The sequence below is a fragment of the Peribacillus frigoritolerans genome, from assembly GCF_030676415.1.
In the GTDB taxonomy this organism is placed as follows: domain Bacteria; phylum Bacillota; class Bacilli; order Bacillales; family DSM-1321; genus Peribacillus; species Peribacillus frigoritolerans_A.
Genome location: NZ_JAUUTW010000004.1, coordinates 189710 through 214307 on the forward strand (window position 1 = coordinate 189710; position 24598 = coordinate 214307).

Below are 24598 nucleotides of genomic sequence, written 5' to 3' on the forward strand. Positions count from 1 at the left end.
GTTACTCTAAATCCTCCTTCCAACCGATAAAACTCATCAATCTGCCTGTCTTCCCGTTATCACGGCGATGTGAAAAAAACAATTCATGATCACAGCTTGTACAGTATGATGTAACGTCGATCTGACTTTTTGGAATTCCTGACTTTTGAAGAATCAATGCATTAAGTTGCTTAAGGTCTAACTGATATTGTCCTTCACTGATTAAATTATAGGGCTTTTCGTCAATATCTACCAGCAAATTCTGCACTAAATCCATGACATAATCATCAACTACATAGCATTTCGAACAAATTGATGGTCCAATGACAGCAAATATTTCACTTGCTTTTATACCCTCACTCAACCATGCCTCAACCATTTTTCGTGCAATTCCATTAACGGTACCCTTCCAGCCGGCATGTGCCACCCCAATCATACCATGTGCCGGGGCAAGAAAGTATAAGGGTACGCAGTCTGCATAGCAAAGGGTCAATAGAACGTTTTGGTCCTTCGTATAGAATCCATCAGTCGCTTTAAAGGCTGAATCATAATCCGTAGCACCTCTCCCGCCATCGCGGCTGGTAACTTGATGGATTTTGGTTTCATGTGTCTGCTCGGCTCCTATCCATTCATTAAGCGGATACATCAGCTTATCGGCTATAATCCTGCGGTTTCCCTGGACATCTTCAAGTTTATCCCCGACATGAAAACCGGTATTCAATGTTTGAAAATCCCCTGTACTGACTCCCCCATTTTTTGTGGTGAAGCCCGCTACGAGCTGGAGATTTTTTTGTCTCCAGCTGTCAATGAGCATATATTGGTCTTTTATTAAAACAAATGGCTCTTTCATGCTATAAACCTCTTTATTTTTAGTCTAGTGTATCATATATTTGCGCCATGTACCTTTAAAACCGTTCATCTTTCAGTTCTCCTTGAAATACCGTCTGATGTTCAACAAGTATGACATCTGCACCGATTTTTTTTATTTTGCGCCATGGAATCACAATATCCTGTTCCCTCCCAAAAAAACCCATTAACCTGGTTCCATTTGAAACGATAATGGCCTCTATTTTCCCCGTGGCCGTATTGATTTCAAGATCTGACAAATTACCTAATTTCTTCCCATCCGCTATATTGACGATATCCTTAATTTGAAATTCGGAAATCCTGGTCACATTACTCAGCTCCTCAAAATTTCATCATAGATGAAGGTCCTATTCCTATGTATATGACATGATGCGCTCAAGGATGAAGAATACGATAAATTAAACATCCATTCGATTCACGATACCTTCCGGAATTTTTCAACAAAATAAAAAAGCCGCTATGGATAAGCAGCTGTTAAGCGGGTATCGACATTTTTGCCCTACCCGCTTCAGCTAACTTTTTCTCATGCTCAGCTTCTACTGTTGGATATTTTTATTCATTTGCTTGATTGCCGCTTTTTCCAATCGGGAGACCTGTGCTTGTGAAATGCCGATTTCCTCGGCTACCTCCATTTGCGTCTTCCCTTGGAAAAACCGTTTGCGAAGGATCATTTTTTCCCGGTCATTCAACCGCCTCATGCCTTCATTTATTGCTATTTCATCAATCCAGGTACTATCTTTATTTTTTTCATCACTCAGTTGGTCGAGTACATAAATCGGATCCCCGCCATCATTATAAATCGGTTCAAAAAGTGAAACTGGATCTTGTATAGCATCTAGTGCAAAAACAATTTCTTCATGAGGTACTTCCAACACCTTGGCGATTTCTTCAGCTGTCGGCTCACGAAGGGTCTGGCTTATGAGCTTTTCTTTTACCTGCAAAGCTTTGTAAGCGATGTCTCTTAAAGAACGGGATACCCGAATCGGATTATTGTCACGAAGATATCTTCTGATTTCTCCAATAATCATCGGTACAGCATACGTTGAAAACTTAACATTTTGACCAAGGTCAAAGTTATCTATCGACTTCATCAACCCTATACAGCCTACCTGAAATAGATCATCTACATACTCTCCCCGATTGTTGAAGCGTTGAATGACGCTTAGAACGAGTCGAAGATTCCCGTTTACCAGTTTCTCTCTTGCTGAAATATCGCCATCTTGCAGTTCTTTAAAGAGTTTTCTCATTTCTTCATTCTTTAAAACCGGTAATTTTGATGTATCCACACCGCAGATTTCAACCTTATTACGAGACAAAATTATTCCCTCCTCACAGGAGCGCTGTACAAAAAACAGTATTTCCGCGGGAGGAAAAAATATGCACATGGCTAGAACATAAAATCCCCATTATTTTTCATTATAGCTACCAAAGTATTGATTTGATTGACGTTTTAAGCACTTTATTTTTTTACACCATTTTATTAAATTCTTTTCGAAGCCTCTTAATAATCCTTTTTTCCAAACGCGAAATGTAAGATTGGGAAATCCCCAGCATGTCGGCAACGTCCTTTTGGGTTTTTTCTTCTCCGCCTGCAAGTCCAAAACGGAGTTCCATTATCTGTTTTTCACGTTCGGATAACTGTGTAAGTGCTTTTGTCAGCAGCTTACGGTCAACGTTTGCCTCAAGGTCTTTCGTGATAATATCATCGTCCGTTCCAAGTACATCGGATAACAGAAGTTCATTTCCATCCCAATCAATATTCAGGGGTTCATCAAAAGAAACTTCAGAACGGATTTTGTTATTTCTGCGTAAATACATTAATATTTCATTCTCGATGCATCTCGAAGCATATGTAGCCAGTTTTATTTTCTTCTCAGGATTGAATGTATTCACAGCTTTGATCAAACCTATGGTACCAATGCTGATTAAATCTTCAATATTGATGCCAGTATTTTCGAATTTCCTGGCAATATAAACCACCAACCTTAAATTACGTTCAATCAAGATCGACCGTGCAGCTTCATCGCCATTGGGTAATTTATTGATCAGTATTGCCTCTTCTTCCTTTGAAAGGGGAGGCGGCAGTGCCTCACTCCCTCCTATATAAAATATTTCGTCCGTTTTCAATCCGAGCTTGAACAATAGTTTGTACCAAAAATAAGTGAGCCGAAGAATGAATTTCTTCAAAATAATTCTCCCTTCTAATAAACGGATTATGGGTCAAATTTAAGAGTGAATCGATGGTTCAGGAGGCATTTTGCACCGGTATCCCGGTTAACATTTTCGGGTGAACGATAGATTGATAGCTATTGTCGGGAGAGAGTTGCTGAAAGGTAAACGAAACGAGACCCTGCTTGACATGAAATTCTTTTTCTCCTTGAACGATTTTAATGTAATCCGGTTTGATTGCGGTTAACAGCTGATGTTCATGACCCACTACTTTATAAGGGATGACACGCATTCTTCCTGTCCATGAATATTCGGGCTGCACTTCCTGACTAATCAGGGTATCAGGGTTTTTAAAGAGCTCTAGCATATCGTCCGGAATTCCTGCTTCCCCGCCTGAAAGAGAGATGATCATTACTGGGGAACGTGTAATCGGGTCATATAGTTGATTGCCGCTATCCACCAATCCATGAAACTTTCCTTCGAAGTCAGAAATTTTAACCGAGACCGAAACCATTTGTTCATGTGTAAGCTTAGTCATCTCCATCCCTTCAAGTGTTCGCTTGGAAAATTGCCATGCGAGCGGGAACCCGATCATTATAAATATCCAGCTGACAGGGTCGCCAAAACGGTTGATTCCTACATATAGACCAGGGTCCTTGGACACGATTTGGAATTCAAATAGGTAGTGAAGTCCCAGAAGGATTCCTCCCGATAAAAACGTCACGAAATATAAAGTGGCCACCGATTTCATGAAAAGTTTCAACCTATTAAACCCAAAGGTTGCCAGCACCATGACCAGGGATACTAAAATCTTCATGTACACTCGGTCGGCAATTGCATAAAAAGGAGTGAATGCCAATACGATAATGAAGGAACCAATCAACCCGCCGATGCATACCCGCCAAAGAGCTACCCTTCGTTTGAGAATGATTGCGGTCCAATATAAAAGGAGGCAGTCAAATAACCAATTCAACAACCAGATCACATCTAAATATAAAGTCAAACACCCTCCCCTCCTTTTATGAACTAACCTTCCACTAGCAAAAAGTATAGCGTACCTCCCCTTAGAAAGTGTGTCACTTTTTGTACTGAAAACTTAAGAGTTTTTCAGTCATTTTTACCCTTTTTGTAGAAAAACAGCTATTGATATTTTCAATACTTTCTTAGAGACTATCCTGCTCCCTTTTACTTCTGTCGATTTATGTTATAAAAGTTTAATAATTTATTGCTCTCTCATCTTTTTACATTAAATGAATGAAAGTGAACAAAAGATGGGCTTCTGCCAACACTCCATCGAGCACAATTCCGTCTTCTAGCTGATATTCAGACAAGATCATGGATCCAATAATGCAGATTTCTTTTAGCACTTCGGTCCGAGTGATAAAGCTCGAGAAACGCCCCATTATTATAAGGTCATTTGACACAATTACTTTTAAGGAATTCATTTTATTAACGACAAAAAACCGTCCCCAAATGGGAACGGCATATAACGTCGGTATTAACGGCGTCTATTACGGTTACGGAGGAAGGTTGGAATATCCAGGGCCTCTTCACCTTGATTGGCATTACGTGCAGGCTGTTCATTGACTTCTTCCCTCTTCACTTCACGCTTTACGTTTGACTGTGGCGTTTGTTGTGTCTGAGGTCTTGATTGCTGCTGTTGTCCGAGTGTTGGACGTCCAGTAGGCCGTATTGAAGCTTCAACCTCGTTAAAGCCTGTTGCAATTACCGTAACGACGATTTCATCTTTAAGGTTTTCATTGATAACCGAACCAAAAATCATGTTTACGTCTTGATCGGATGCAGTAGCCACGATATCAGCCGCTTCCTGGACTTCAAAAAGACTTAGGTTCGTACCACCGGTAATATTCATCAGTACGCCTTGGGCACCATCAATCGATGTTTCAAGCAACGGGCTGGAAATGGCCTTTTTCGCCGCTTCCGCCGCACGGTTTTCCCCTGAGGAAATCCCGATTCCCATAAGAGCGGAACCTTTGTTGGACATGATGGTCTTCACATCGGCAAAGTCCAAGTTAATAAGACCTGGAACGGCGATTAAATCTGAAATCCCTTGTACACCTTGGCGAAGTACATTATCGGCTTCACGGAATGCTTCAAGCATTGGCGTGCTTTTATCGACGATTTCAAGGAGGCGGTCGTTCGGAATGACGATCAGTGTGTCAACCGATTCCTTCATGGATGAAATGCCGCCTTGTGCCTGTGTTGCACGTTTTCGGCCTTCGAAAGTAAATGGACGTGTAACTACACCAACTGTAAGAGCCCCTAGATCTTTAGCAATGCCCGCTATGACAGGAGCAGCCCCAGTTCCCGTACCGCCGCCCATTCCAGCCGTTACGAATACCATATCGGCACCTTTAAGCGCTTCTTCAATCTGCTCTTTGCTTTCTTCAGCAGCTTTTTTTCCTACCTCGGGATTGGCACCTGCACCCAAACCGCGTGTAAGCTTCCCACCGATTTGCATTTTGATTTCTGCTTTTGATAGATTAAGAGCCTGTGCGTCAGTATTGACAGAAATAAACTCAACACCCTGTACACCATGCTCGATCATTCTGTTTACCGCATTGTTTCCGCCGCCGCCAACACCTATTACTTTTATCGTTGCTAATTGTTCTAGATTAGAATCAAACTCCAACATGACAATCCTCCTATTTTGACGAAATTCCCGATTCTTAATGATTGTTATTCAAAAAAGTAACCCAGGATTTTTTTGAATTTAGATTCACCTTTTTCACCTTGTTTTTTAGCCGTGTTCTCTTTGTTTTTCTGAGAAACCTTCTGGCTGCGCTGGTCGTTATCTTCTTGAGCTTGTCCAGCTGCTACAGGAGTTTTATTAGCGGTGTTTTTTTGCATTCTCTCTTTCTTGCATGCGTGTTTAATCAAACCAACAGCTGTCGTGTATTGGGGTTCCCTAACACCGATGTAATTGGGTTCAGCTGTCCTTACTCGGTTTTGGAACACATATTGAGCTAGCTCCAGGACTCCCGGCATCTTGACCACGCCCCCGGTTAACACGAAACCACCCGGTATATCCTGGAAGCCAAGTCGCCTCAAATCATCTTGAATCAACTCGAATATTTCGGTCACCCGCGCTTCAATGATATCCGAAAGCATTAACTGGTTGCAGGTCTGCTGCTGATCGCTGCCGATGATCGGTATTTGGAATACTTCATCTTCAGACGCGTCATCATAAAAGGCATGTCCATGCTTTACTTTTATTTTCTCAGCTTCTTCCATCGTTGTCCTTAGAACGATGGAAAGGTCCTTCGTAAGTGTTTCCCCGCCTATAGGTATCACAGACGTATATTGTAAATAGCCTTGTTCGAAAATTGCCAGAGTCGTGGAACCTCCGCCAATATCGACAAGTGCCACACCAAGTTCTTTTTCATCCTTGGATAAAACAAGGGAACCTGCGGCTAAGGGCTGAAGGGCGATATCGGTTATTTCTAACCCTGCCCTTTCCACACAGCGCAGCGTATTATGTAAAATTGTCCGAAGACCTGTGATTAAAATCCCTCTCATTTCCAACCGGACACCTATCATGCCCCTTGGATCACTGATTTCATCAAGTTCATCAACTTTATAGTGAATCGGCACCACGTCGATGATTTCCCTGTCGGATGGTATCGTTATTAACTCCGCTGCTTCCCTAACACGGAAAACGTCATGCTCGGTAATCTCTTTATTGTCACTGGATACCGCTACTACCCCATGACACGGCTGAAGCGTCACGTGATTTCCACTTATGCCGACGATTACTTTTTTTATCTCCATCCCTATCATCCGTTCTGCTTGCTCTATAGCCTTTTGAATGGATTGGACGGTTTCATCTATACCGACGATCGAACCCTTTTTGAGCCCTTCTGATTTAACATTTCCTACGCCGATTATATTTAATGTGTCATTGACCATTTCCCCAATGATAACTTTTACACTGGATGTACCGATGTCAAGACTTACGTATATTTCGTTGCTGTTCATTCCATGGCACCTCCTTCAGTTTTATACATGTATTAGTAGAATAACATTTTTATATCGAAGACTTATACATTATAGAATAACAGAACTGATTACAACAACTGACGAATTTCATAGATAAGCGTTTCATTTTGTATTTTTACCGAACAAAACTCGTAGATTTCTCACTTTATGGTGCATATTGTTCGCTTCTTAACGAGACTGATCTACTTAATAAACTAGATACTGCCATAAACTATTCGTCATTTATAGCTTAATTCCCTTTAAAATTAAAGATTTTTTTTCTGCTTTTTCCGGGAAACGGACCATTTTTCAATCAGGATCCTTCTGATCAGGGCGATATTTTGAAAGAGCCTTACACCGAAAACAAAGATTGCGGCTAAATATAAGTCTACACCAAGATGTACACCTAGAAAAGCCAAACCTGCGGCTAAAACAATATTAAAGAAGAATCCTGTTACAAATACAACTTCATCATAAAGGTTTTGCAAATGAGCCCGTATGCCCCCAAATAAGGTATCAAAAGCAGCAAGCACGGCAATGGAGAGATAATTTGAATATTCATGGGGAATATCAAAATCCACCAAAAAACCGAGGGTGATTCCAATCAACAGTCCGAAAACTGAAAGCCACATTACGATTCCCCCCCATCCATAATGGGTTCCATGTGTTTCACGTTAATAGCATTTTGGTAAGCCGGTAATGTCAACTCGCCGGAAGGCACCTTAATCTGCACTTCAAAATTATCTATAAAGAAATCATCCATAAGTTCGGAACCTTCAATACGCTGCTTCAGTTTCTTTGGATTATCGGTTATTGCCTGCATTTCGACCGGGTAATGAACCAGAGGATATCCGTCCATTTTCGGCTGCCCATTAATATCACGAATAACCGATGTTGATATATACCTTTGTCCTGAAATGGAAATTTCGTCAGCGCCATACCTATACATTTCATTAATGAGCCGAATGATCAATACAGGTGAAATATACTCGACCTTCTCACCAAGAAGGATATCTGCTTTGATAGGCTGTATAGATACGATTACCCCATTGCCTTTTATTTCGGTCAAACCTGCGTCAGTCTTCAATTCGGTCAGGGTGTCACGCAATACTTCTTCTTTACTTTCATTTTTCTTTGTTTCATAGGATGCTATTTTTCCCTCAAGCTTACTGATACCCTCTATTAATTCCGCCTGGGTCTGCTGTTCTTTCAATAAATCATTTTTCAGTTCCCACATATCCCTTGTATCGGAAACGACAGGCTGATTCACCAAATTGAATTGAATAGCGAGCATGAATCCGGCAATCAACGTAACTAAACTAAAAGAAAGCTTTTTTTTCATTTCCAGTTTCTCACCAATCTTTCATCGAATCAGGCGGTCTGATCACCCTCCAATAATTGGATCAAAAATGATATTCTTTTGCTTTTCCACTGTAAAGATAATATTCTCATTAACCAGCTGTTCCTTGATGCCACCGGGTAAATCCAGTGAAGCACCCAGGACATCCGGGTCCCCAATCGCAGATATGATGAAGGGAGCAGGATGCTGATGGCCATCGATTGCAATCACAGGCCCATTACAGATTATGTATGAATCATGATTTAACCTTTGACCGTTAATCGCAACAGCCTCTGCACCTGATATGTATAGTTCATTGACGACCTTGAAGACATGCTGTTCATGGACGAGGTAATTATTAACATTGGCTTCCGACTCCATATCTGTACCATCTTCAAGTGTCACTTGAAGGCCTGGGCCTTTCACTTTCACTTTTCCGAGAAACATACGGTATTTTTCCGTATCCTTTGCCAAATTGAAAAAAAGCTGCTTTTCCTGCGCTAGGTCTTTTTCTATTTGGGATACATTTTCTTGCTTCTGAAGGAGTTCCTTCTGAAGTTCCCGGTTCTGTTTCTCTTGTTCGATCAGCTGCTGCCTGAGCTCATATTCCTGATCCAAGGATTTGTCCTTCCCTGCACCTTCTTTGGTCAGATTGTAAGAGTAGGCAATCATGAATCCGAGAACCACGCAAACCAGGGGTAAAACCACCCGTTTGCCATTAATTTTCCTCATTAGTGTCTTCCTTTTGTTCAGTGTCTTCATATGCTTTAAAATAAGAACCCACTTCCAGATCGATGACTCCCTTTACCTCTGGATCCAACTGGCTGACAATCGATGGATAGTGAATCATTTTCTCGTATAAAGTACGGCTTGTCGCACTTACTTCAAACCCATCATTCATAAACATGACGATATGATAGACATCGGTTTTGGTTGGAGCGTAATGAATTTCCGAAATGGCATTCTGAATCTCGATAGGAAGCTTGTCCAGCTCTTCTAAAAGCAACTTTAATGCTTTACCCTCTTTGAAACCAATTAAAACAGGGGCAAATACTGGAATTTCGCCTGTTGCTAACTCCTCTAAAACAGACCCGTTTTCCAAAATGGGTGCAAACTTCCCATCATTGGACAGATATGCCATCCTGTTATGTTCCGAAACCGTAATTTTAATGGAATTGGGAAATACCGGAGTCACCTTAACGCTTTTTATTTCTTGATTTTTTTTGATATTGGCTGCTGCTGCCCCTGTATCAACCTTCCAGATGCTTCGATCCTTCTTCACCTTACTCAATTTAATGATCTGTTTGGAAGTAATATAACGATTCCCCTCTACCTGCACGGATTTCACATAGCTCAACGGGGATAAGAAATATAGCACACAAGCAACCAGAATGAAGAAAAGGGAAAGCAAAAGAACAAGTCGCCTGTTTGCTTTGCTTTTTCTTAATTGTTTTAATTTCGGGATGCGGTCCTCAATGGAAACGATTTTTCCCTTCTCCATCCCCTTCACCTCTTCCTGAAAAAATGGATGGTTCTTGACAGTGTGAAATCAAGACAAGCTCAATATTTGGTTATTGATAAACTTTAAAAGGTAACACATTATATCACAATATTTGGATATAATGAATCCATTATTTTCTGCCGATAATTTCCACTTCTGTTTCCATTTCAATTTCAAATTTATCATACACAGTATCCTTCACATGCTGTATCAAGGCTTGAACATCCGCTGCACTTCCATTACCTGTGTTAACGATAAAGTTCCCGTGCATCGGTGAAATCTGGGCTCCGCCAATAGAATGTCCCTTCAGGCCTGCATTCTCGACCAATTTACCAGCATGATGTGGAAGTGGATTCCTAAATATGCTCCCGGCACATGGAAGATTATACGGCTGGGTATCTTTACGGTAATTCTTGTTATTCTGCATTCTTTCTACGATTTCGGCTTTATCGCCCTCTGTCAATTGAAAAATTGCTTCCAGTACGATACCCGGTCTTTTCTTCTGAAGCAGAGAAGTTCGATAAGAAAACTCCATTTCTTCCTTCGAAAGCCAAGCTAAAGTTCCATCTTCGAAAAGAACATGTGCCTCCTTGAGAATTTCACTCATATCGGAACCGTGTGCACCAGCGTTCATATAGACAGCACCGCCGACAGAACCAGGAATCCCACTGGCAAATTCCAATCCTGCATACCCTTTTTTACTGATTTGCACGGACAGGCTGACAAGTGATACCCCAGCTCCCGCTTTTATCTCCGTCCCATTTATCTCGAGATGATCAAGTCCTTTACCCAATTTAAGCACGGCACCTTCAATTCCGCCATCACTGACAAGTAGGTTGGAGCCCCTGCCGATCACCCTCCATGGCATCCCATGATCTTTAATGACCTGCATCGTTTTTTCTATATTTTCAATGGATGAAGGCACGATGAATAAATCAGCCGGCCCCCCAATTTTCATAGTTGTATGATTCGCAAGCGGTTCCTGTTCAAGAACCTTGCCGATTTTCATTTCAGTTAATTGCTTTATCACATTATCCATGATAAACCTCCTTGTTGTTCCAAAAATTCCAAGTTATAATTTTCATTTCCTCTTCCATGAGGTCCCTTATATTACAAGATTAATAACGCCTTTTTAGCGAAAAATGAACAGAAGCAAGCCCCAGTACGGCCTAACCCTCTTATACTATAGTCTAAACAAAGCCGTATTGCCAATATTTATTGTGGATTCCCCAACATTCATACATGGTAATATTTAAGCGGCATTTCAATTATTTCTAAATTTCGGCAAGGCAACCTCTAAAATCGTTTTCCTGCAAGGGTTTTTAACGTAAAAAAAGGGAAGCCCTGCGTTTAACAGGACTTCCCTTTTGCCAAACCATATATATTTTACTTATTTCAGAACCTTGAATAACGGCTAATATTCAGGAGCACCCCAATCGCCATCAACATGAGCGTCAATGATGAACCGCCATAACTTAAGAGGGGCAAGGTGATACCCGTAACTGGCATCAGTCCCGTCACCACCCCTATATTGATCATCACTTGAATGGCGACCATTGCAATAATTCCCACCGCTACAAGGCTCCCATATAAATCAGGGGCACCAAGTGCGATCCGAATGCCCCGCCAAAGCATAAGTGCAAATAATAAAATGACCAGAGAGCCCCCGATGAAGCCAAGTTCCTCGGAAAGTATGGCAAAGATGAAATCAGTCTGCGGTTCTGGTAAATAGAAAAACTTTTGGCGGCTTTGCCCGAGTCCCAATCCGAACAATCCCCCGGGCCCGATTGCATAAAACGATTGAATCATTTGAAATCCACTGCCCAAAGGGTCTTCCCAAGGATCCAGAAAAGATGTGATCCTTTTTATCCGGTAGGGCGCTGACAAAATCAGACCGATAAAACCTGCTACCCCGATTAGCCCCAAGCCGACAAAATGACTGATTTTTGCCCCGGAAATAAAAATCATGACGATGCACGTTCCAACCATTACCGTTCCCGTTCCAAGGTCCGGCTGTAACATGATCAATCCAAATGCCAAAAACACTAAACCCAAGGATGGAAGCATCCCTTTTTTAAAAGAGGTGATCAGCTTTTGCCGTTCTGATAAAAACTTTGCTAAAAAAGCGATCATCGCCAGTTTCATGAACTCAGAGGGTTGGACCGAAAAGGCACCTACACCAATCCAGCTCCTCGAACCATTTCTCGCCATCCCTATACCTGGTACAAGCACAGCCAGTAACATAATGAAACAAATGATGATAAGGATCTTGGCCCATGTCCGCCACGTCCAGTAATCCACATTCATGATGAAAAACATGGCTATGACACCAACGCAGGCAAACAGCAACTGCCTTTTAGCAAAATAAAACGAATCATCAAATTTATATGTTGCCCAAATGGCACTTGCGCTGTAAACCATGATTAATCCAACAGTCAAAAGACTTAAGGTGACGATAATGAGAATGAGATCAGGATTCGATTTTTTTAATGGCACGGACATCCACCTCTAGGAAGTTTTTCGAGCCTACGAATATAAACATCAATACTGATTGCTTGTCAGCACTTTAGTCAAAAAAAAAGCGATAACGGCTCATTATCGCTTTTTTCCAAGGTGTCAACGTAGAAGCAGGTTCACTTCTCTCTGCGAAAGCTCTTACTTAAGTTTATGCACGGCCTCCATAAACATGTCTCCTCTTTGCTCAAAAGTTTTATACTGATCCCAGCTTGCACAAGCCGGGGAGAGAAGAATACAGTCGCCTTCATTTGATAATTCAAATGCAGCCGGTACGGCCTTTTCTACATTATCGACACGTTTTATATTCGCTATTCCTATTTCTTTGGCTACCCGTTCAATTTTTTCTGCCGTTTCACCAAAAGTTATCACGGCTTTGACATTTTTCATTGCCGGTTTCAACTCATCAAATTCATTTCCGCGATCCAAACCGCCTGCCAATAAGATGACAGGTTCCGTAAAGGATGTTAGCGCTTTGGATGCTGCAAGAATGTTCGTTGCTTTCGAATCATTATAAAATTTACGATTATCGATCGTTGCCACAAACTGCAGACGGTGCTCCACACCATAAAATGTTTTCAGTACAGTCTGAATGGCTTCGTTAGCTACACCCTTCAGCTTGGCCGCTGAGATAGCTGCGAGAACATTTTCCAAATTATGCTTCCCGGGAAGGGCTATCTCTGAAACTTCCATGATTTTTTCTCCTCGGAAACAGACGGCACCATCTTCCACATAGGCTCCATTCTCATGTTTCACTTCAGCTGAAAAAGGAACAAGTTCAGCCTTGGTCTTTTTCGCCATGGATAAAACAAGATCTTGATCCGCATTATAAATCATGAAATCTGAGGCTATTTGATTTTCCGTAATCGCAGCTTTTGCTTCGACATATTCCTGTTTGGAACTGTGATAATCCAAATGTGCATCATACAAATTTGTCACGATTGAGATTTCAGGACGAAATTCGTCTATTCCCATTAACTGGAACGATGATAATTCAATGACGATCGAGTCATCGGGTTTTGCTTTTTCAGCAACACCAGAAGCCACTGTCCCGATATTACCGGCAATTAACGGGGATTTTTCACCTGTCTTCAACATTTCGTATATCAATGTTGTCGTGGTCGTTTTCCCATTTGTTCCAGTGATCCCTATGAAAGGTGCTTCACTTATCTGATAGGCCAGTTCAACTTCCGTGATAACGGGAATCCCTTTTTCCAACGCCCCTTTTATGATAGGGTTCCGATAGGGGATTCCCGGGTTTTTCACGATCAGCTCGAAACCCTCATCAAGAAGCTCGATCGGATGACTGCCGCAGATGACTTTAATTCCCTGTTCAAGAAGTCCTTGAGCCTCAGGATTTTCCGATAATGGCTTCATGTCATTAACCGTCACGAAAGCACCTAATTTATGTAGAAGCGAAGCTGCCATCACTCCGCTTTTTGCCAAACCCAATACTAATATCTTTTTCTCTGAATACTTTGCAGTCTCTTTCAATTATATCCACACCTCTAAATAGATTCCGAGTACCGCACACAGCAGCCCCACTGTCCAGAAAGTCACGACGACGCGCCATTCCGACCAGCCGGAAAGCTCATAATGGTGGTGAAGCGGACTCATTTTAAAAATACGTTTACCAGTCGTTTTAAAAGATCCTACCTGCAGGATGACCGAGAGCGTCTCAATGACGAAGACTCCGCCAATGATTACCAGGAGGATTTCAAGCTTCGTTAACAAGGCGATGGTTGCAATCGCTCCCCCAAGGGCCAAGGAACCCGTATCCCCCATGAAAACCTTTGCTGGATGTGCATTGAATACCAAAAATCCCAGTACTGCACCGACAACCGCCACCGAAAAAATAGCGACATCATATTGCGACTGACTCCAGGCTAAAATGGCAAAAGCCCCAAAGGCAATGGCTGATGTTCCTGAGACAAGTCCATCAAGCCCATCCGTCAAATTGACGGCATTCGAAAAACCTACCAGCCAGAAAATAACGATAAACAGATAAAACCAGCCAAAATCAAAAGCAAAGTCCGTGCCTGGAATCGTCAATTCAGGATTAAAACGGTCAGTCTGCTTAAAGACGAAGTAAAAGATGACCGAAATCACAATTTGTCCAAGCAGTTTTTGCTTGGAAGTCAGACCTAGGTTACGCTTCATGACCACTTTGATGAAATCATCCAGGAAACCTAATAAACCAAAACCTAAAGTAACGAATAATAATAAATACGTTTCGGTTGAAGGTGCCGAAAATTTCAAAGTCATGACTAGTGTAGCGATGGTAACAGATAATAATATGACCAAACCGCCCATGGTGGGTGTTCCCGTTTTCTTCAGATGCGATTGTGGGCCTTCTTCCCTGATACTTTGCCCGAATTTCAATCTTCTTAAAAACGGGATGAAAATCGGCGAAAGAAGAACGGTTACTAAAAACGCCACCAAAATCGTATAAAAAATCACTTGTTCCAACATTCCTTACTCCCTCATTCCTAACACAATTCAAATATAAAATTCTGCTTGTTGTCTTTTCTTATTTGTTGCAGGTCAATTTCAGCGTTGGTTCAAACTAAACCCAAACGACTTTGAATCGCCTTTTTCGCTTCTTCACGGTCATCGAAGTGAAGCACTTCGTCACCGACCAATTGATAGGTTTCATGACCTTTACCAGCTATTAATATAACGTCGCCCTCTTCCGCCTTGGAAACAGCGTAAGCTATCGCCTGCCTGCGGTCTTCAATAACCGTATATTCTTTGCCTGCTACACCAGCTTCCATATCCCGCAGGATCTGGGCAGCATCTTCACTGCGTGGATTATCCGAAGTGAAGATCGGGTCAGTCGCCAAGCTGCATGCAATTTCGGCCATGATGGGACGCTTTGTCTTGTCTCGGTCCCCTCCGCAGCCCACTATCACAAAGATTTTCTTTCTAGCAAACTCACCTACAGTCTTTAGAACATTTTCTAAGCTGTCCGGAGTATGGGCATAGTCAACAATGACAGGGAAGTCCTGATTCGCTGTAATGAGCTCAAAACGGCCTGCAACACCTTTTATTTCCTCGATGGATCTAATTGTCTCATCTAGATCGTTACCGGCGCACAAAGCAGCAGAGATGGCAGAGAGTACATTATAAACACTGAATTTACCAATTAGCTTCAGCTGAATGTAACGCTCTTCTTTACCTGCTGTCAAGGTGAACGACGTGCCATTTGCATCAATTTTTATATCCTTGGCCCTTATATCTGCTTCTTTGTCTATGCCGTATGTTACGACTGTAGCAGCAGTCGCTTTAATGAAATCATCTGTTGCCTCATCATCAGCATTAAGCACAGCATATTTAGGGCGATTTTCTATGTAAGCATTACCGAGCTGTGAGAAAAATAAGGATTTTGCCTGCCTGTATCTGTCCATGGTTTTATGAAAATCCAAATGATCCTGTGTGAGATTCGTAAAGACGGCAATATCATAATCACAGCCATGGACGCGTCCAAGCTCAAGTGCATGCGATGAAACTTCCATAATGGCCGTGGTAACAGATGCTTCGGCCATTTCATGAAAAGCCTTCTGCAGCGTAACGCTATCTGGCGTCGTATTCTTAGTTTCATATACCGTATCGGCAATTTTTGTATACATCGTGCCAATCAAGCCTGTTTTTTCTTGTCGATCCTCGAAAATCTTTTCCAATAAGTGACTGGTCGTCGTCTTTCCATTCGTCCCTGTAATTCCGATCAAGCGCATCTTTTGAGTCGGATGGCCATAGAATGCATCGGCAAGCACCGCCATCGCCCTGCTCGAATCCCTGACTACGATCACGGGAACATCGAGGTCAAGCGGCCTTTCGGCAATGACTGCTGCAGCTCCATGTTCTACAGCAAGTTGGGCAAAATCATGACCATCGACTGTATAACCTTTTATACAAACAAATAAACTTCCGTCTATGACTTTACGGTTATCATTTTCAATGGAGGTGATTTCAGGATTTTCTCCTTCATACGTAAATAAGGAGTGTAAATAAGATAGTAATTTGTGAAGCTTCATTTTTCCATCCCTCTCAACTTAATTTGAGGATTCATTATATGTGATTAGCCTTGGCTTGTCGAGAAACCAATTTCAATTATACGTGGTTATCCCGACTCCGTAAACAAAGCGGCTGATGATTCTTCAGCCGCTTTAACTATTCATATATTATATTATACTTATTCTGTATTTTCGCCAAGATAAATTCTTATTGTAGAGCCTTGTTTTACTTTAACACCTGGATCCGGGGCTTGATTTATGACTTTATCCCCATTTCCGGCAATATCCAGCTTAAGGTCGATGAGCTGGGTTTGCAACTCTTTTTTGCTGAGACCCACAACGTCAGGTACCTCGACCATGACGGGATCCGTCCAGACCGTTTCCTTCTCAATCTGGTTTTTCCTTGGCTTGACGTCCATGGCCCTAAGTGAATCCTCCATGATATTCCCAACGATCGGTGCGGCAACGACACCGCCGAATTGTACCGTTCCTTTCGGATTATCCACGGCTATATAAACGACGATTTGCGGATCATCCGCTGGAGCGACACCAATGAATGAGAGAATATAATTATTTTCAAGGTATCGGCCATTTTCAGCTTTTTGGGCTGTACCCGTTTTCCCGCCGACTCGGTACGACTCCACGAATGCTCCTTTACCGCTTCCTTGGGCGACAACGGATTCAAGCGCTTCACGGACTTTCTTCGAGGTTGCTTCTGAAATCACCTTTTTCTTCGCCTGTGGGGTCTTTCGCATCAGCACTTCCCCATTTTTTGGATTCACCAGTTCCTTCGCGATATAAGGTGTATACAAAGTTCCGCCATTCACAGCCGCCGATACCGCTGTCACCTGCTGAATGGGGGTTACAGCTACACCTTGTCCAAACGCAGTCGTTGCCTGCTCAACCGGACCCACTTGATCCATGTTGAACATGATTCCTTTTCCTTCTCCGGTTAAATCAATCCCCGTCTTTTGCCCAAACCCGAAATCATTTATATATTTAAACAGCTTGTCTTTACCAAGCCGGTTCCCTAATTCTACAAACCCAGGGTTACATGAGTTCTCGACGACTTCAAGAAAAGTTTGGTCCCCATGTCCTCCGCTTTTCCAGCAATGCAGTGTAGATCCTGACACTTCCACATGTCCGGAATCATAAAAATGTTCCTTTTGTAAGTCGACCTTCCCTTCCTCAAGCGCCGCAGCAAGCGTGATGATCTTAAAAGTCGAACCTGGTTCATATATACTCCAAACTGGTAAATTACGATTATACACTTCTGAAGGTACATTTTGAAAATTGGCCGGGTCGAAGGTTGGCCTGCTGGACATTGCCAATATTTCCCCTGTATTCGGGTCCATTGCAATGGCAATTATTCCATCGGGATTATATGTCGCCTCCGCATTATCGAGCTCCCTCTCCACAATTGTCTGGATTTTGCTATCGATGGTTAGCTTCAAGTTATCACCATCAACAGGGGGCTTATAGTCATCGGCCATATTCTCGAGCCTTTTCCCTTTCGCATCCGAGTAAAATTTAACGAATCCTTTTTCCCCGCTTAGTTCCTTATCATAAGACAATTCAATACCCATCAACCCTTGATTGTCAGAGCCTGTAAAGCCAAGAACATGCGAAAGGTATTCACCAAATGGGTAATGGCGCTTTGAATCTTCAGCGATATAAACGCCCTTTATTCCTAATGCTTTAATTTCCTTCGCCTTTTCATGAGATATCTTTCTGCCTTCCGGAATTCTAACGCTCATCGCCTGTTTCGTTAACCATTGATAAGCCTTTTCCTTTTTCATATCCAATATTGAAGCAAGCTGTTCCGCCGTCTCCCCAGGATTCTCAATCTGTCTTGGGATGACATAGACTGTTGGTGCAGATATATTCGTTGCTAGCTCGACACCATTCCGATCCAGAATTTCACCTCGTTTGGCTTCAAAGGGAATATTCCTGCTCCAGGAATCTTTAGCCAGCCCCGTCAACTTATCCCCTAGATAAAACTGTACAATTCCCAATCGGATATCAATGATAAAAAAAACAACGATACCGATCGCCAATGCGATTGCCAGCCGTTTTCGGACAGTAACATTCGAAACACGCAAAAACAGGCACCTCCATTTCATACATGCTTCAATATATGCTTGTCTACTCGAGGCTAGACTAGAAACTTTGAAGAAATAAAGAGGGGATCCATTTGGATCCCCTCTTTATCTTCACTCTGTTTTCTTTTTTGTCGGAATATCTTCACCAGCCCCTTCAGGCTGGGATAATTCAATATTGAAGGTTTCTCCCTCCTTCACCTTTTTCCCGGCCTCGAGACTTTGTTTACTCACATATCCAGTACCTTCAGTTTTCAGATCCAATTTTGCAACCTTAGCCAATTTCATAACATCTCGCAGGGACCATCCCTTCATGTCAGGAACTTTCATTTCGCCTTCCGTCCTCAGGATTATCTTTTCACCCTGTAAGAGTATACTCCCCGCTTTTGGGGATTGATCGAGCACTTTACGCCCACTTCCGATCGTCCTTACATCATAGCCAAGTTCCTTCAGTTCTTTGACAGCTGAACTCTCGGTTTGATTCGTATAGTCAACGATTTTATTTGCTTTTTGTTTTTTAACCTCAGAAGGTTTTATGTTTAGATATTGCAGGCTATTTTGCATGACAGGATTAAATATCTCTGACAATGGATCAGCCCCAACATAAGATACACCTAACTTCGGCTGCTTGACCGCCACATACATGACCAATTGCGGATCATCTTTTGGAGCCATTCCTAAAAAGGAGAATACATAGTTATTTTTCCCTTCTAAATATCTACCCGTCGGACCCGCAATTTGTGCAGTACCGGTTTTCCCCGCTACTTCATACCCATCAATGGCATATTTTTTCCCCGTTCCTTTTTTCGCGGAAATTACCGTTTCCAAATAATCACGCACTTGTTTTGCAGTTTCTGCCGAAATCGGTTGCCCTGTCACTTTCGGCTTTGTCGTTTTCAAGTTTTTTCCGGAATCCTGATCGGAAATGCTTTTTATCACGTACGGCCGCATCATTTTTCCGTCATTGGCTATTGCGGATGCAGCTTGGATTTGTTGAATTGGTGTAACGGTCGAACCCTGTCCAAAGGAAGTAGTCACTTGTTCAAGCTTATACTTGTATTGAATTTTACCGGTTATCTCGTTCGGCAGATCAATTCCCGTTTTTTTATCAAATCCGAACTTAGTCAAATACTCACGGAAGGTATCCGCTCCTATCTTATCCATTGCAAGAGTAGCAAAAGCGACGTTGGAGGAACGTTGAACCCCTTCAAGAAAGGTCATGCTCTTCCCTCTTTCAATTCCGCTATGATCTCCGATTTTCCCCGATCCGGCCTTGTAGGTTCCAGCCACAAAGCTTTCATTCGGATTAAAGACCCCTTCCTCAACAGCCGCCGCAAGGGTGAATGTTTTCATGGTTGATCCAGGTTCGAAGGTTTCTTCAATAGCCAGGTTACGCCATGTATCCGTAAGCCCGACTTTTGTTGTCGGATGGAAGGTAGGCCTTTGCCCCATCGCCACAATCTCCCCCGTTTTGGGATTGGAGACAATCGCTATGATTTGTTCGGGATCGTATTTTTCCTGTACTTTGCTCATCGAATCTTCCAAGAATGTTTGTATTTTCTTATCGATGGTAAGCATGACATCATTGCCATTATCCGGTGCTACCACCTTTTCCTCCGTATCAGGTAAAAGAAAGCCCCATCTATCACTGTCATATGTCAGCTCCCCGTTCGTTTCCTGCAATTCTTTATTGAGGTACTTTTCAATGCCGAACTTACCAGCCATCTCTTCCGTTTCTTCATCTTTTTCCACATAGCCAATCAGATGGGATGCGAAGATTCCATTTGGATAAAAACGTTTATTCGTACTTCCGAATGTAATTCCCGGCAGTTCCATTTTTTCTATTTTCTGCTTGACGACCTGAGTCAAATCCTTGCCGGCACTGCCAAACTCCACCTGGTACGCCTCTTTTTTCGTAAGTCTTTCATAGATGTCCTGTTCATCCATATCAATATATTTAGCAAGCTTACTCGCGGTCATCTCCGGATCTTTGACATGCTCCGTCTCCTTTTCACTGAGTACAGCCCTTAATATATAAGAGGGAGTATCCTCGGCGATGACTTCACCTTTTGTATCGAGTATGCTTCCCCTTTTTGCTTCTATGACCTGTTTTTTTTCATATTTCTTGTCGATTTTTGAAGCCAGTACCTCCCCGCCTGCTGTACCTGTCACCTGAATATACAAAAAGCGGCAGACTAATACAAAAAAGAGCAGGCCGAATAAGAAGAATAATCCGGCTGCTCCATGCTTCATATTTTTTTGTTTCTGCATTATCACTGCACACCCTTCACATTATTCTCATTTAACTTGAACCCTAGCGCTGCAGCTTTTTTCCAAATTCTTTCGTATGTACTAAGTTCAGCAACCTGCACTTCTAAATCATCATTCACTTTACCCTGTTTTTCAATTGAACTTTCCACTAGCTGGATCTCTTTATTCGTTTCATAGATGGCCGCTTGATTAGAGACTATTTTCACTCCCATAAAGGTAACCATGATAGCAAGGGCACATAGTAAGAAAACTTCACCAATGGATATCTTCGCTTTACGGATGACCACTGTTTGATGTGTCTGTTGCTGCTGTTGGTCTTCATATTGCTGTTCTTGTATTTTTTTGGCTATGGAACTCATTCATGTTCCCCCTTACTGATTTTATTTTCTGGAATTATTGCTTTTCGGCGATTCTTAGCTTAGCCGACCGGGAACGATTATTCCCTTCCAATTCTTCTTCTGAAGGTAAAATCGGTTTTCTCGTAATTATTTTCATAGGTGGCTTGAATTCATCCGGGATAATTGGAAGTCCAGGCGGAAGGTCCGGAAGGGCACTTGCTTTTTTAAATACCGTTTTACAAATTCTATCTTCAAGCGAATGGAATGTAATGACAGATATTCTTCCTTCTTTATCCAAAAGCGATATGGCTTGCTCCAAGGAATCTTCAAAGACACCAAGTTCATCATTCACAGCGATTCTTATTGCTTGGAACACTCGTTTCGCAGGGTGTCCGCCTTTCCGTCTTGCCGGGGCCGGTATCCCATCCTTAATTAACTCCACAAGTTCGAACGTCGTTTCAATCGGTTTTATTTCACGTGCCGCTTCAATTTTCCTGGCAATTTGTTTCGAAAACTTCTCTTCTCCATATTGGAAGAAAATTCTCAGCAAATCATGGAATGACCACGTATTCACCACATCATAGGCAGAAATTGAAGCACTTTGGTCCATCCTCATATCCAAAGGTGCATCATGGTTATAGCTGAAACCACGCTCTGGTGTATCCAATTGTGGGGATGACACGCCTAAATCATAAAGAATCCCGTCCACTTTCTCGATTCCCCGGGCATTCAACTCTTCTTTTAAGTATTTAAAATTATTAGGAATTAGAACAATACGTTCGCCATAGCTTTCCAATTTTTCCTTAGCATTCCGAATCGCCGTTTCGTCCTGATCAAAAGCATAAAGCCTACCCTTGTCAGAGAGCTGTGAAAGTAAGTATTCGCTGTGACCGGCTCCTCCTAAAGTACAATCCACGTAAATTCCATCAGGTTTGATGTTCAATCCATCAACCGTCTCTTTTAATAACACTGTTGTATGTTGAAACATGCTAGACATCCTTCCAATCGGTTATTGAGTGACTCTATTTCTGAGGGCAGCCTTAAATATCAAAGCCAATCATATTTTCTGCTATCTCAGCGAAAGAATCCTCCGAAGCTGAAAAATAGTTTTCCCAAAGGGATTTGCTCCAAATCTCAATACGATTGGTAACACCAAGAATTACACATTCTTTTTCCAATTGGCCATATGAAGTAAGCGGCGTGGGGATATTAATTCGCCCTTGTTTATCAATTTCGCACTCTGTAGCTGCAGAAAAGAAAAAACGGGTAAAGGCTCGGGCATCTTTTTTTGTTAAAGGCAGGGCTTTTAGCTTTTCTTCTAGCAGCTTCCACTCTTCCATAGGGTAACCAAATAAACATTGATCGAGTCCGCGGGTAAGGACAAATTGCTCCCCAAGATTTTCCCTGAATTTCACTGGGACTATCAAACGGCCCTTTATATCGATGTTATGATGGTACTCTCCCATGAACATACCCACTACCCCCACATTCTAATCTCAATGTACCACATTCCCCCACCTTTCTCCACTTGTTTTTACTTTCTCCTTCCAAGTAAAAATTCCCTTCTTTTCTACTTAAGTTTATTTAGCCAAATTATTCAAAGAAACGTGCATTTCCCTCGAATGGACTCATACTAAGACGCAGTCCCACTATTACTGTCGATGCACTACCTGACAAATGCCCAGGAAACAGAAAAAAAGACAGGCTTTAGCACCTGTCTTTTTTTTCACTTTTTAATCCCTCAGTCAGGATTGGTTTGTGGCAACCCTATTCAAATTGATTTGTCCGCCACTTTTCCCCAAAACGGGTGGTTTTCTAAATGAAAATCAATTTATGCTGATTATTGAACCGGTATTCCAGTTTCATCATATCCCGTACGAACTCTGGCCCGTATTGATTCAAGTAATAAAGCACATTCCAAATCCTCTCCTGGGGTGATCCAAGAGGGTACAGTGAATTTGCTATCCGTTCATATTTTTTCAATATGAACGAATGTCGTTCCTTTGTACGGTCACCGATTTTACCGTACATGAAATCCAATTGCTTTTGAATGAATTCAATGTTTTTGTTCAACATCGGCTCAAGTCCTCTATCTAAAGAGACAGCATGGACAAATAGCTTTTCATGGTTCTCTTCAAGCTGTGATTTCAGCGTCCCGAACAGGGTGTCAATCGTCTCATCTTTCACGGAATCAAGGTATGTTTTCACAGCATTAGCGGTTCCTTCAGTCAGAACAGTTTCCAAACTGAGTTTCATTTCTTCTAGATCGCTATGGATACTGCGCTCTACCAGCGTGATGTTTAACCTAGGTATGATTAGCGGCATCTTCATGGAAAACAACTCAAATACCTTTTTTAATTCTGCCCAATAGGCTATTTCCCCTGGCCCAGAAACGAAAGCCAATACAGGGAAAAGCATTTCCTGCATGAGCGGGCGGGTAATGACATTGTTGCTTAATCGTTCTGGATGATTTTTGGCTATCTGCAAAAGTTCCTCCCCGGTAAATGATACCTCACCGTTTTTTCCGCTGAAACCGCCTTCTACACGTTCAAGTAAACATCGATCTTTTTTTTCTGGATCATAATAAAATAAATTAGCTGCCCGTTTATCCATTTCAATCATTTTTGCATACCCTTTCGCATGCATGAATGATTGCTGTTCCTCGACCACTTCAGCAATCCGGCCACTTTCATTGACCATCGATTCAAAGTATGGCTTCTCAATTCGCCTTAATTCCGGATCTCCGGCATCGACTAGCAATAGGCCATATTCTTTGAACCATTCATGAATCAGCCTGGCGAAGAAATCGACGAAGTTATTCGATTGCTTAATGGTTTCCTTCATATCAATCAGGAGTTTATTCGTAAAGGCCGTTTCTCCATATGTTTCAATGATTTCCTCAAGCCACTTCTCTGCCTTTTCCGTTTCCAGCTCCACATCAGAAACCATTGTTTTATACGGTTGATAGGAAGGATAGGACTTTTTATCGGGTTTACCGTTTTTCATAACATAAACATGATTGACTTCAGCCAAATCATGATCTTCTCCAGCTATCCAAAAAACTGGAATGACTGGCTGCCCCAGTTTTTTTTCCTGTTCTTCCGCAAGCTTAATGATCGAAATCACTTTATGAATGGTATACAGCGGCCCTGATAATAACCCAGCCTGCTGTCCTCCAATCACAACCACGGAATCATCCCTGCGCAACCTTTCAATATTCCCCTTAACTGCCTCACTGAATGAAAGACGAGACATGTATTGTTGTATGTAATCCGACAATTCATCACGTGAAAAAGAGCGGTTCATCAATTCATTATATCTATTGAGATAACTGTCAGGCTTAGACAAGTCATAATGAAAATAATCCTCCGTTTCAAGACGGTTTTGTAAATAGTCCGATGCAAAACGGTTTAAAGATGGTAACGCGAGATCTTTCATCTCCATTTCTGTTCTCCCTTTCTCTGCAACTACAATTCTTTTTAGAGTATAACATCCCGGTTTAAGAAAAC

General features: G+C 42.1%; 22 protein-coding genes. All 22 read right to left on the minus strand.

Annotated elements, in window-relative coordinates; genetic code table 11:
* Position 1: 1 nt before the first annotated feature.
* Positions 2–829, minus strand: a complete 828-nt coding sequence (gene pgeF / locus Q8G36_RS06195; RefSeq protein WP_305159339.1) for a peptidoglycan editing factor PgeF — start codon at positions 827–829, stop codon at positions 2–4.
* Positions 830–884: 55 nt separating this feature from the next.
* Complete coding sequence (locus Q8G36_RS06200) at positions 885–1154, minus strand: YlmC/YmxH family sporulation protein (RefSeq protein WP_305159338.1); 270 nt, start codon at positions 1152–1154, stop codon at positions 885–887.
* A 228-nt stretch (positions 1155–1382) separates the two neighbouring features.
* The gene (sigG, locus tag Q8G36_RS06205; protein WP_034313871.1) at positions 1383–2162 is read right to left on the minus strand and encodes an RNA polymerase sporulation sigma factor SigG; all 780 of its coding nucleotides are present in this window, start codon (positions 2160–2162) and stop codon (positions 1383–1385) included.
* 151 nt (positions 2163–2313) lie between these two features.
* Complete coding sequence (gene sigE, locus Q8G36_RS06210) at positions 2314–3033, minus strand: RNA polymerase sporulation sigma factor SigE (protein ID WP_034313874.1); 720 nt, start codon at positions 3031–3033, stop codon at positions 2314–2316.
* Between the two features lie 58 nt (positions 3034–3091).
* Entirely contained in the window at positions 3092–4018 is a 927-nt protein-coding gene (gene spoIIGA, locus Q8G36_RS06215) for a sigma-E processing peptidase SpoIIGA (protein WP_305159337.1), read from the minus strand.
* A gap of 495 nt (positions 4019–4513) precedes the next feature.
* A complete protein-coding gene (ftsZ, locus tag Q8G36_RS06220) occupies positions 4514–5671 on the minus strand; it encodes a cell division protein FtsZ (RefSeq protein ID WP_289317223.1) in 1158 nt (385 codons plus the stop codon).
* Between the two features lie 44 nt (positions 5672–5715).
* Complete coding sequence (gene ftsA / locus Q8G36_RS06225) at positions 5716–7014, minus strand: cell division protein FtsA (RefSeq protein ID WP_137018792.1); 1299 nt, start codon at positions 7012–7014, stop codon at positions 5716–5718.
* A gap of 266 nt (positions 7015–7280) precedes the next feature.
* Positions 7281–7646: a small basic family protein gene (locus Q8G36_RS06230; RefSeq protein ID WP_095389933.1), complete on the minus strand. Its 366-nt coding sequence runs from the start codon at positions 7644–7646 to the stop codon at positions 7281–7283.
* Positions 7646–8356, minus strand: coding sequence for a DUF881 domain-containing protein (locus Q8G36_RS06235; protein WP_305159336.1), 711 nt, complete (start codon positions 8354–8356; stop codon positions 7646–7648). Before Q8G36_RS06235 ends, Q8G36_RS06230 begins: the two co-directional genes overlap by 1 nt.
* Positions 8357–8398: 42 nt before the next feature.
* Positions 8399–9085, minus strand: coding sequence for a DUF881 domain-containing protein (locus tag Q8G36_RS06240; RefSeq protein ID WP_305159335.1), 687 nt, complete (start codon positions 9083–9085; stop codon positions 8399–8401).
* A complete protein-coding gene (locus tag Q8G36_RS06245; protein ID WP_305159334.1) occupies positions 9072–9854 on the minus strand; it encodes a cell division protein FtsQ/DivIB in 783 nt (260 codons plus the stop codon). The genes Q8G36_RS06240 and Q8G36_RS06245 overlap by 14 nt, the downstream gene beginning before the upstream one ends.
* 130 nt (positions 9855–9984) lie before the next feature.
* The gene (gene murB, locus Q8G36_RS06250; RefSeq protein ID WP_305159333.1) at positions 9985–10893 is read right to left on the minus strand and encodes a UDP-N-acetylmuramate dehydrogenase; all 909 of its coding nucleotides are present in this window, start codon (positions 10891–10893) and stop codon (positions 9985–9987) included.
* A gap of 356 nt (positions 10894–11249) precedes the next feature.
* Positions 11250–12350 (minus strand): stage V sporulation protein E, encoded by a 1101-nt coding sequence (gene spoVE, locus Q8G36_RS06255; RefSeq protein WP_098371083.1) that lies wholly within the window; start codon positions 12348–12350, stop codon positions 11250–11252.
* A 159-nt stretch (positions 12351–12509) separates the two neighbouring features.
* Positions 12510–13862, minus strand: coding sequence for a UDP-N-acetylmuramoyl-L-alanine--D-glutamate ligase (murD, locus tag Q8G36_RS06260; RefSeq protein WP_305159331.1), 1353 nt, complete (start codon positions 13860–13862; stop codon positions 12510–12512).
* Positions 13863–14840 (minus strand): phospho-N-acetylmuramoyl-pentapeptide-transferase, encoded by a 978-nt coding sequence (mraY, locus tag Q8G36_RS06265; protein ID WP_034313901.1) that lies wholly within the window; start codon positions 14838–14840, stop codon positions 13863–13865.
* A gap of 89 nt (positions 14841–14929) precedes the next feature.
* On the minus strand, positions 14930–16402 hold the full coding sequence (locus Q8G36_RS06270; RefSeq protein ID WP_305159330.1) for a UDP-N-acetylmuramoyl-L-alanyl-D-glutamate--2,6-diaminopimelate ligase: 1473 nt from the start codon (positions 16400–16402) through the stop codon (positions 14930–14932).
* A 158-nt stretch (positions 16403–16560) separates the two neighbouring features.
* On the minus strand, positions 16561–18483 hold the full coding sequence (locus Q8G36_RS06275) for a stage V sporulation protein D (protein WP_305159329.1): 1923 nt from the start codon (positions 18481–18483) through the stop codon (positions 16561–16563).
* Between the two features lie 111 nt (positions 18484–18594).
* Positions 18595–20751, minus strand: a complete 2157-nt coding sequence (locus Q8G36_RS06280; RefSeq protein ID WP_305159328.1) for a penicillin-binding protein — start codon at positions 20749–20751, stop codon at positions 18595–18597.
* 2 nt (positions 20752–20753) lie between these two features.
* Positions 20754–21110: a cell division protein FtsL gene (ftsL, locus tag Q8G36_RS06285; protein WP_305159327.1), complete on the minus strand. Its 357-nt coding sequence runs from the start codon at positions 21108–21110 to the stop codon at positions 20754–20756.
* A gap of 34 nt (positions 21111–21144) precedes the next feature.
* Positions 21145–22077: a 16S rRNA (cytosine(1402)-N(4))-methyltransferase RsmH gene (gene rsmH / locus Q8G36_RS06290; protein WP_305159326.1), complete on the minus strand. Its 933-nt coding sequence runs from the start codon at positions 22075–22077 to the stop codon at positions 21145–21147.
* Positions 22078–22129: 52 nt separating this feature from the next.
* On the minus strand, positions 22130–22561 hold the full coding sequence (gene mraZ, locus Q8G36_RS06295; protein ID WP_034313914.1) for a division/cell wall cluster transcriptional repressor MraZ: 432 nt from the start codon (positions 22559–22561) through the stop codon (positions 22130–22132).
* A gap of 343 nt (positions 22562–22904) precedes the next feature.
* Positions 22905–24533 carry a bacillithiol biosynthesis cysteine-adding enzyme BshC gene (bshC, locus tag Q8G36_RS06300; RefSeq protein ID WP_305159325.1) on the minus strand — a complete coding sequence of 543 codons (1629 nt, stop codon included), beginning with the start codon at positions 24531–24533 and terminating at the stop codon, positions 22905–22907.
* Between the last annotated feature and the right edge of the window lie 65 nt (positions 24534–24598).

Coding starts and splice junctions, on each gene's coding strand:
- pgeF (WP_305159339.1), bottom strand. CDS start 829: ATGAAAGAGCCATTTGTTTTAATAAAAGACCAATATATGCTCATTGAC.
- ftsZ (WP_289317223.1), bottom strand. CDS start 5,671: ATGTTGGAGTTTGATTCTAATCTAGAACAATTAGCAACGATAAAAGTA.
- ftsA (WP_137018792.1), bottom strand. CDS start 7,014: ATGAACAGCAACGAAATATACGTAAGTCTTGACATCGGTACATCCAGT.
- Q8G36_RS06230 (WP_095389933.1), bottom strand. CDS start 7,646: ATGTGGCTTTCAGTTTTCGGACTGTTGATTGGAATCACCCTCGGTTTT.
- Q8G36_RS06235 (WP_305159336.1), bottom strand. CDS start 8,356: ATGAAAAAAAAGCTTTCTTTTAGTTTAGTTACGTTGATTGCCGGATTC.
- Q8G36_RS06240 (WP_305159335.1), bottom strand. CDS start 9,085: ATGAGGAAAATTAATGGCAAACGGGTGGTTTTACCCCTGGTTTGCGTG.
- Q8G36_RS06245 (WP_305159334.1), bottom strand. CDS start 9,854: ATGGAGAAGGGAAAAATCGTTTCCATTGAGGACCGCATCCCGAAATTA.
- murB (WP_305159333.1), bottom strand. CDS start 10,893: ATGGATAATGTGATAAAGCAATTAACTGAAATGAAAATCGGCAAGGTT.
- mraY (WP_034313901.1), bottom strand. CDS start 14,840: ATGTTGGAACAAGTGATTTTTTATACGATTTTGGTGGCGTTTTTAGTA.
- Q8G36_RS06270 (WP_305159330.1), bottom strand. CDS start 16,402: ATGAAGCTTCACAAATTACTATCTTATTTACACTCCTTATTTACGTAT.
- Q8G36_RS06280 (WP_305159328.1), bottom strand. CDS start 20,751: ATGCAGAAACAAAAAAATATGAAGCATGGAGCAGCCGGATTATTCTTC.
- ftsL (WP_305159327.1), bottom strand. CDS start 21,110: ATGAGTTCCATAGCCAAAAAAATACAAGAACAGCAATATGAAGACCAA.
- rsmH (WP_305159326.1), bottom strand. CDS start 22,077: ATGTTTCAACATACAACAGTGTTATTAAAAGAGACGGTTGATGGATTG.
- mraZ (WP_034313914.1), bottom strand. CDS start 22,561: ATGTTCATGGGAGAGTACCATCATAACATCGATATAAAGGGCCGTTTG.
- bshC (WP_305159325.1), bottom strand. CDS start 24,533: ATGGAGATGAAAGATCTCGCGTTACCATCTTTAAACCGTTTTGCATCG.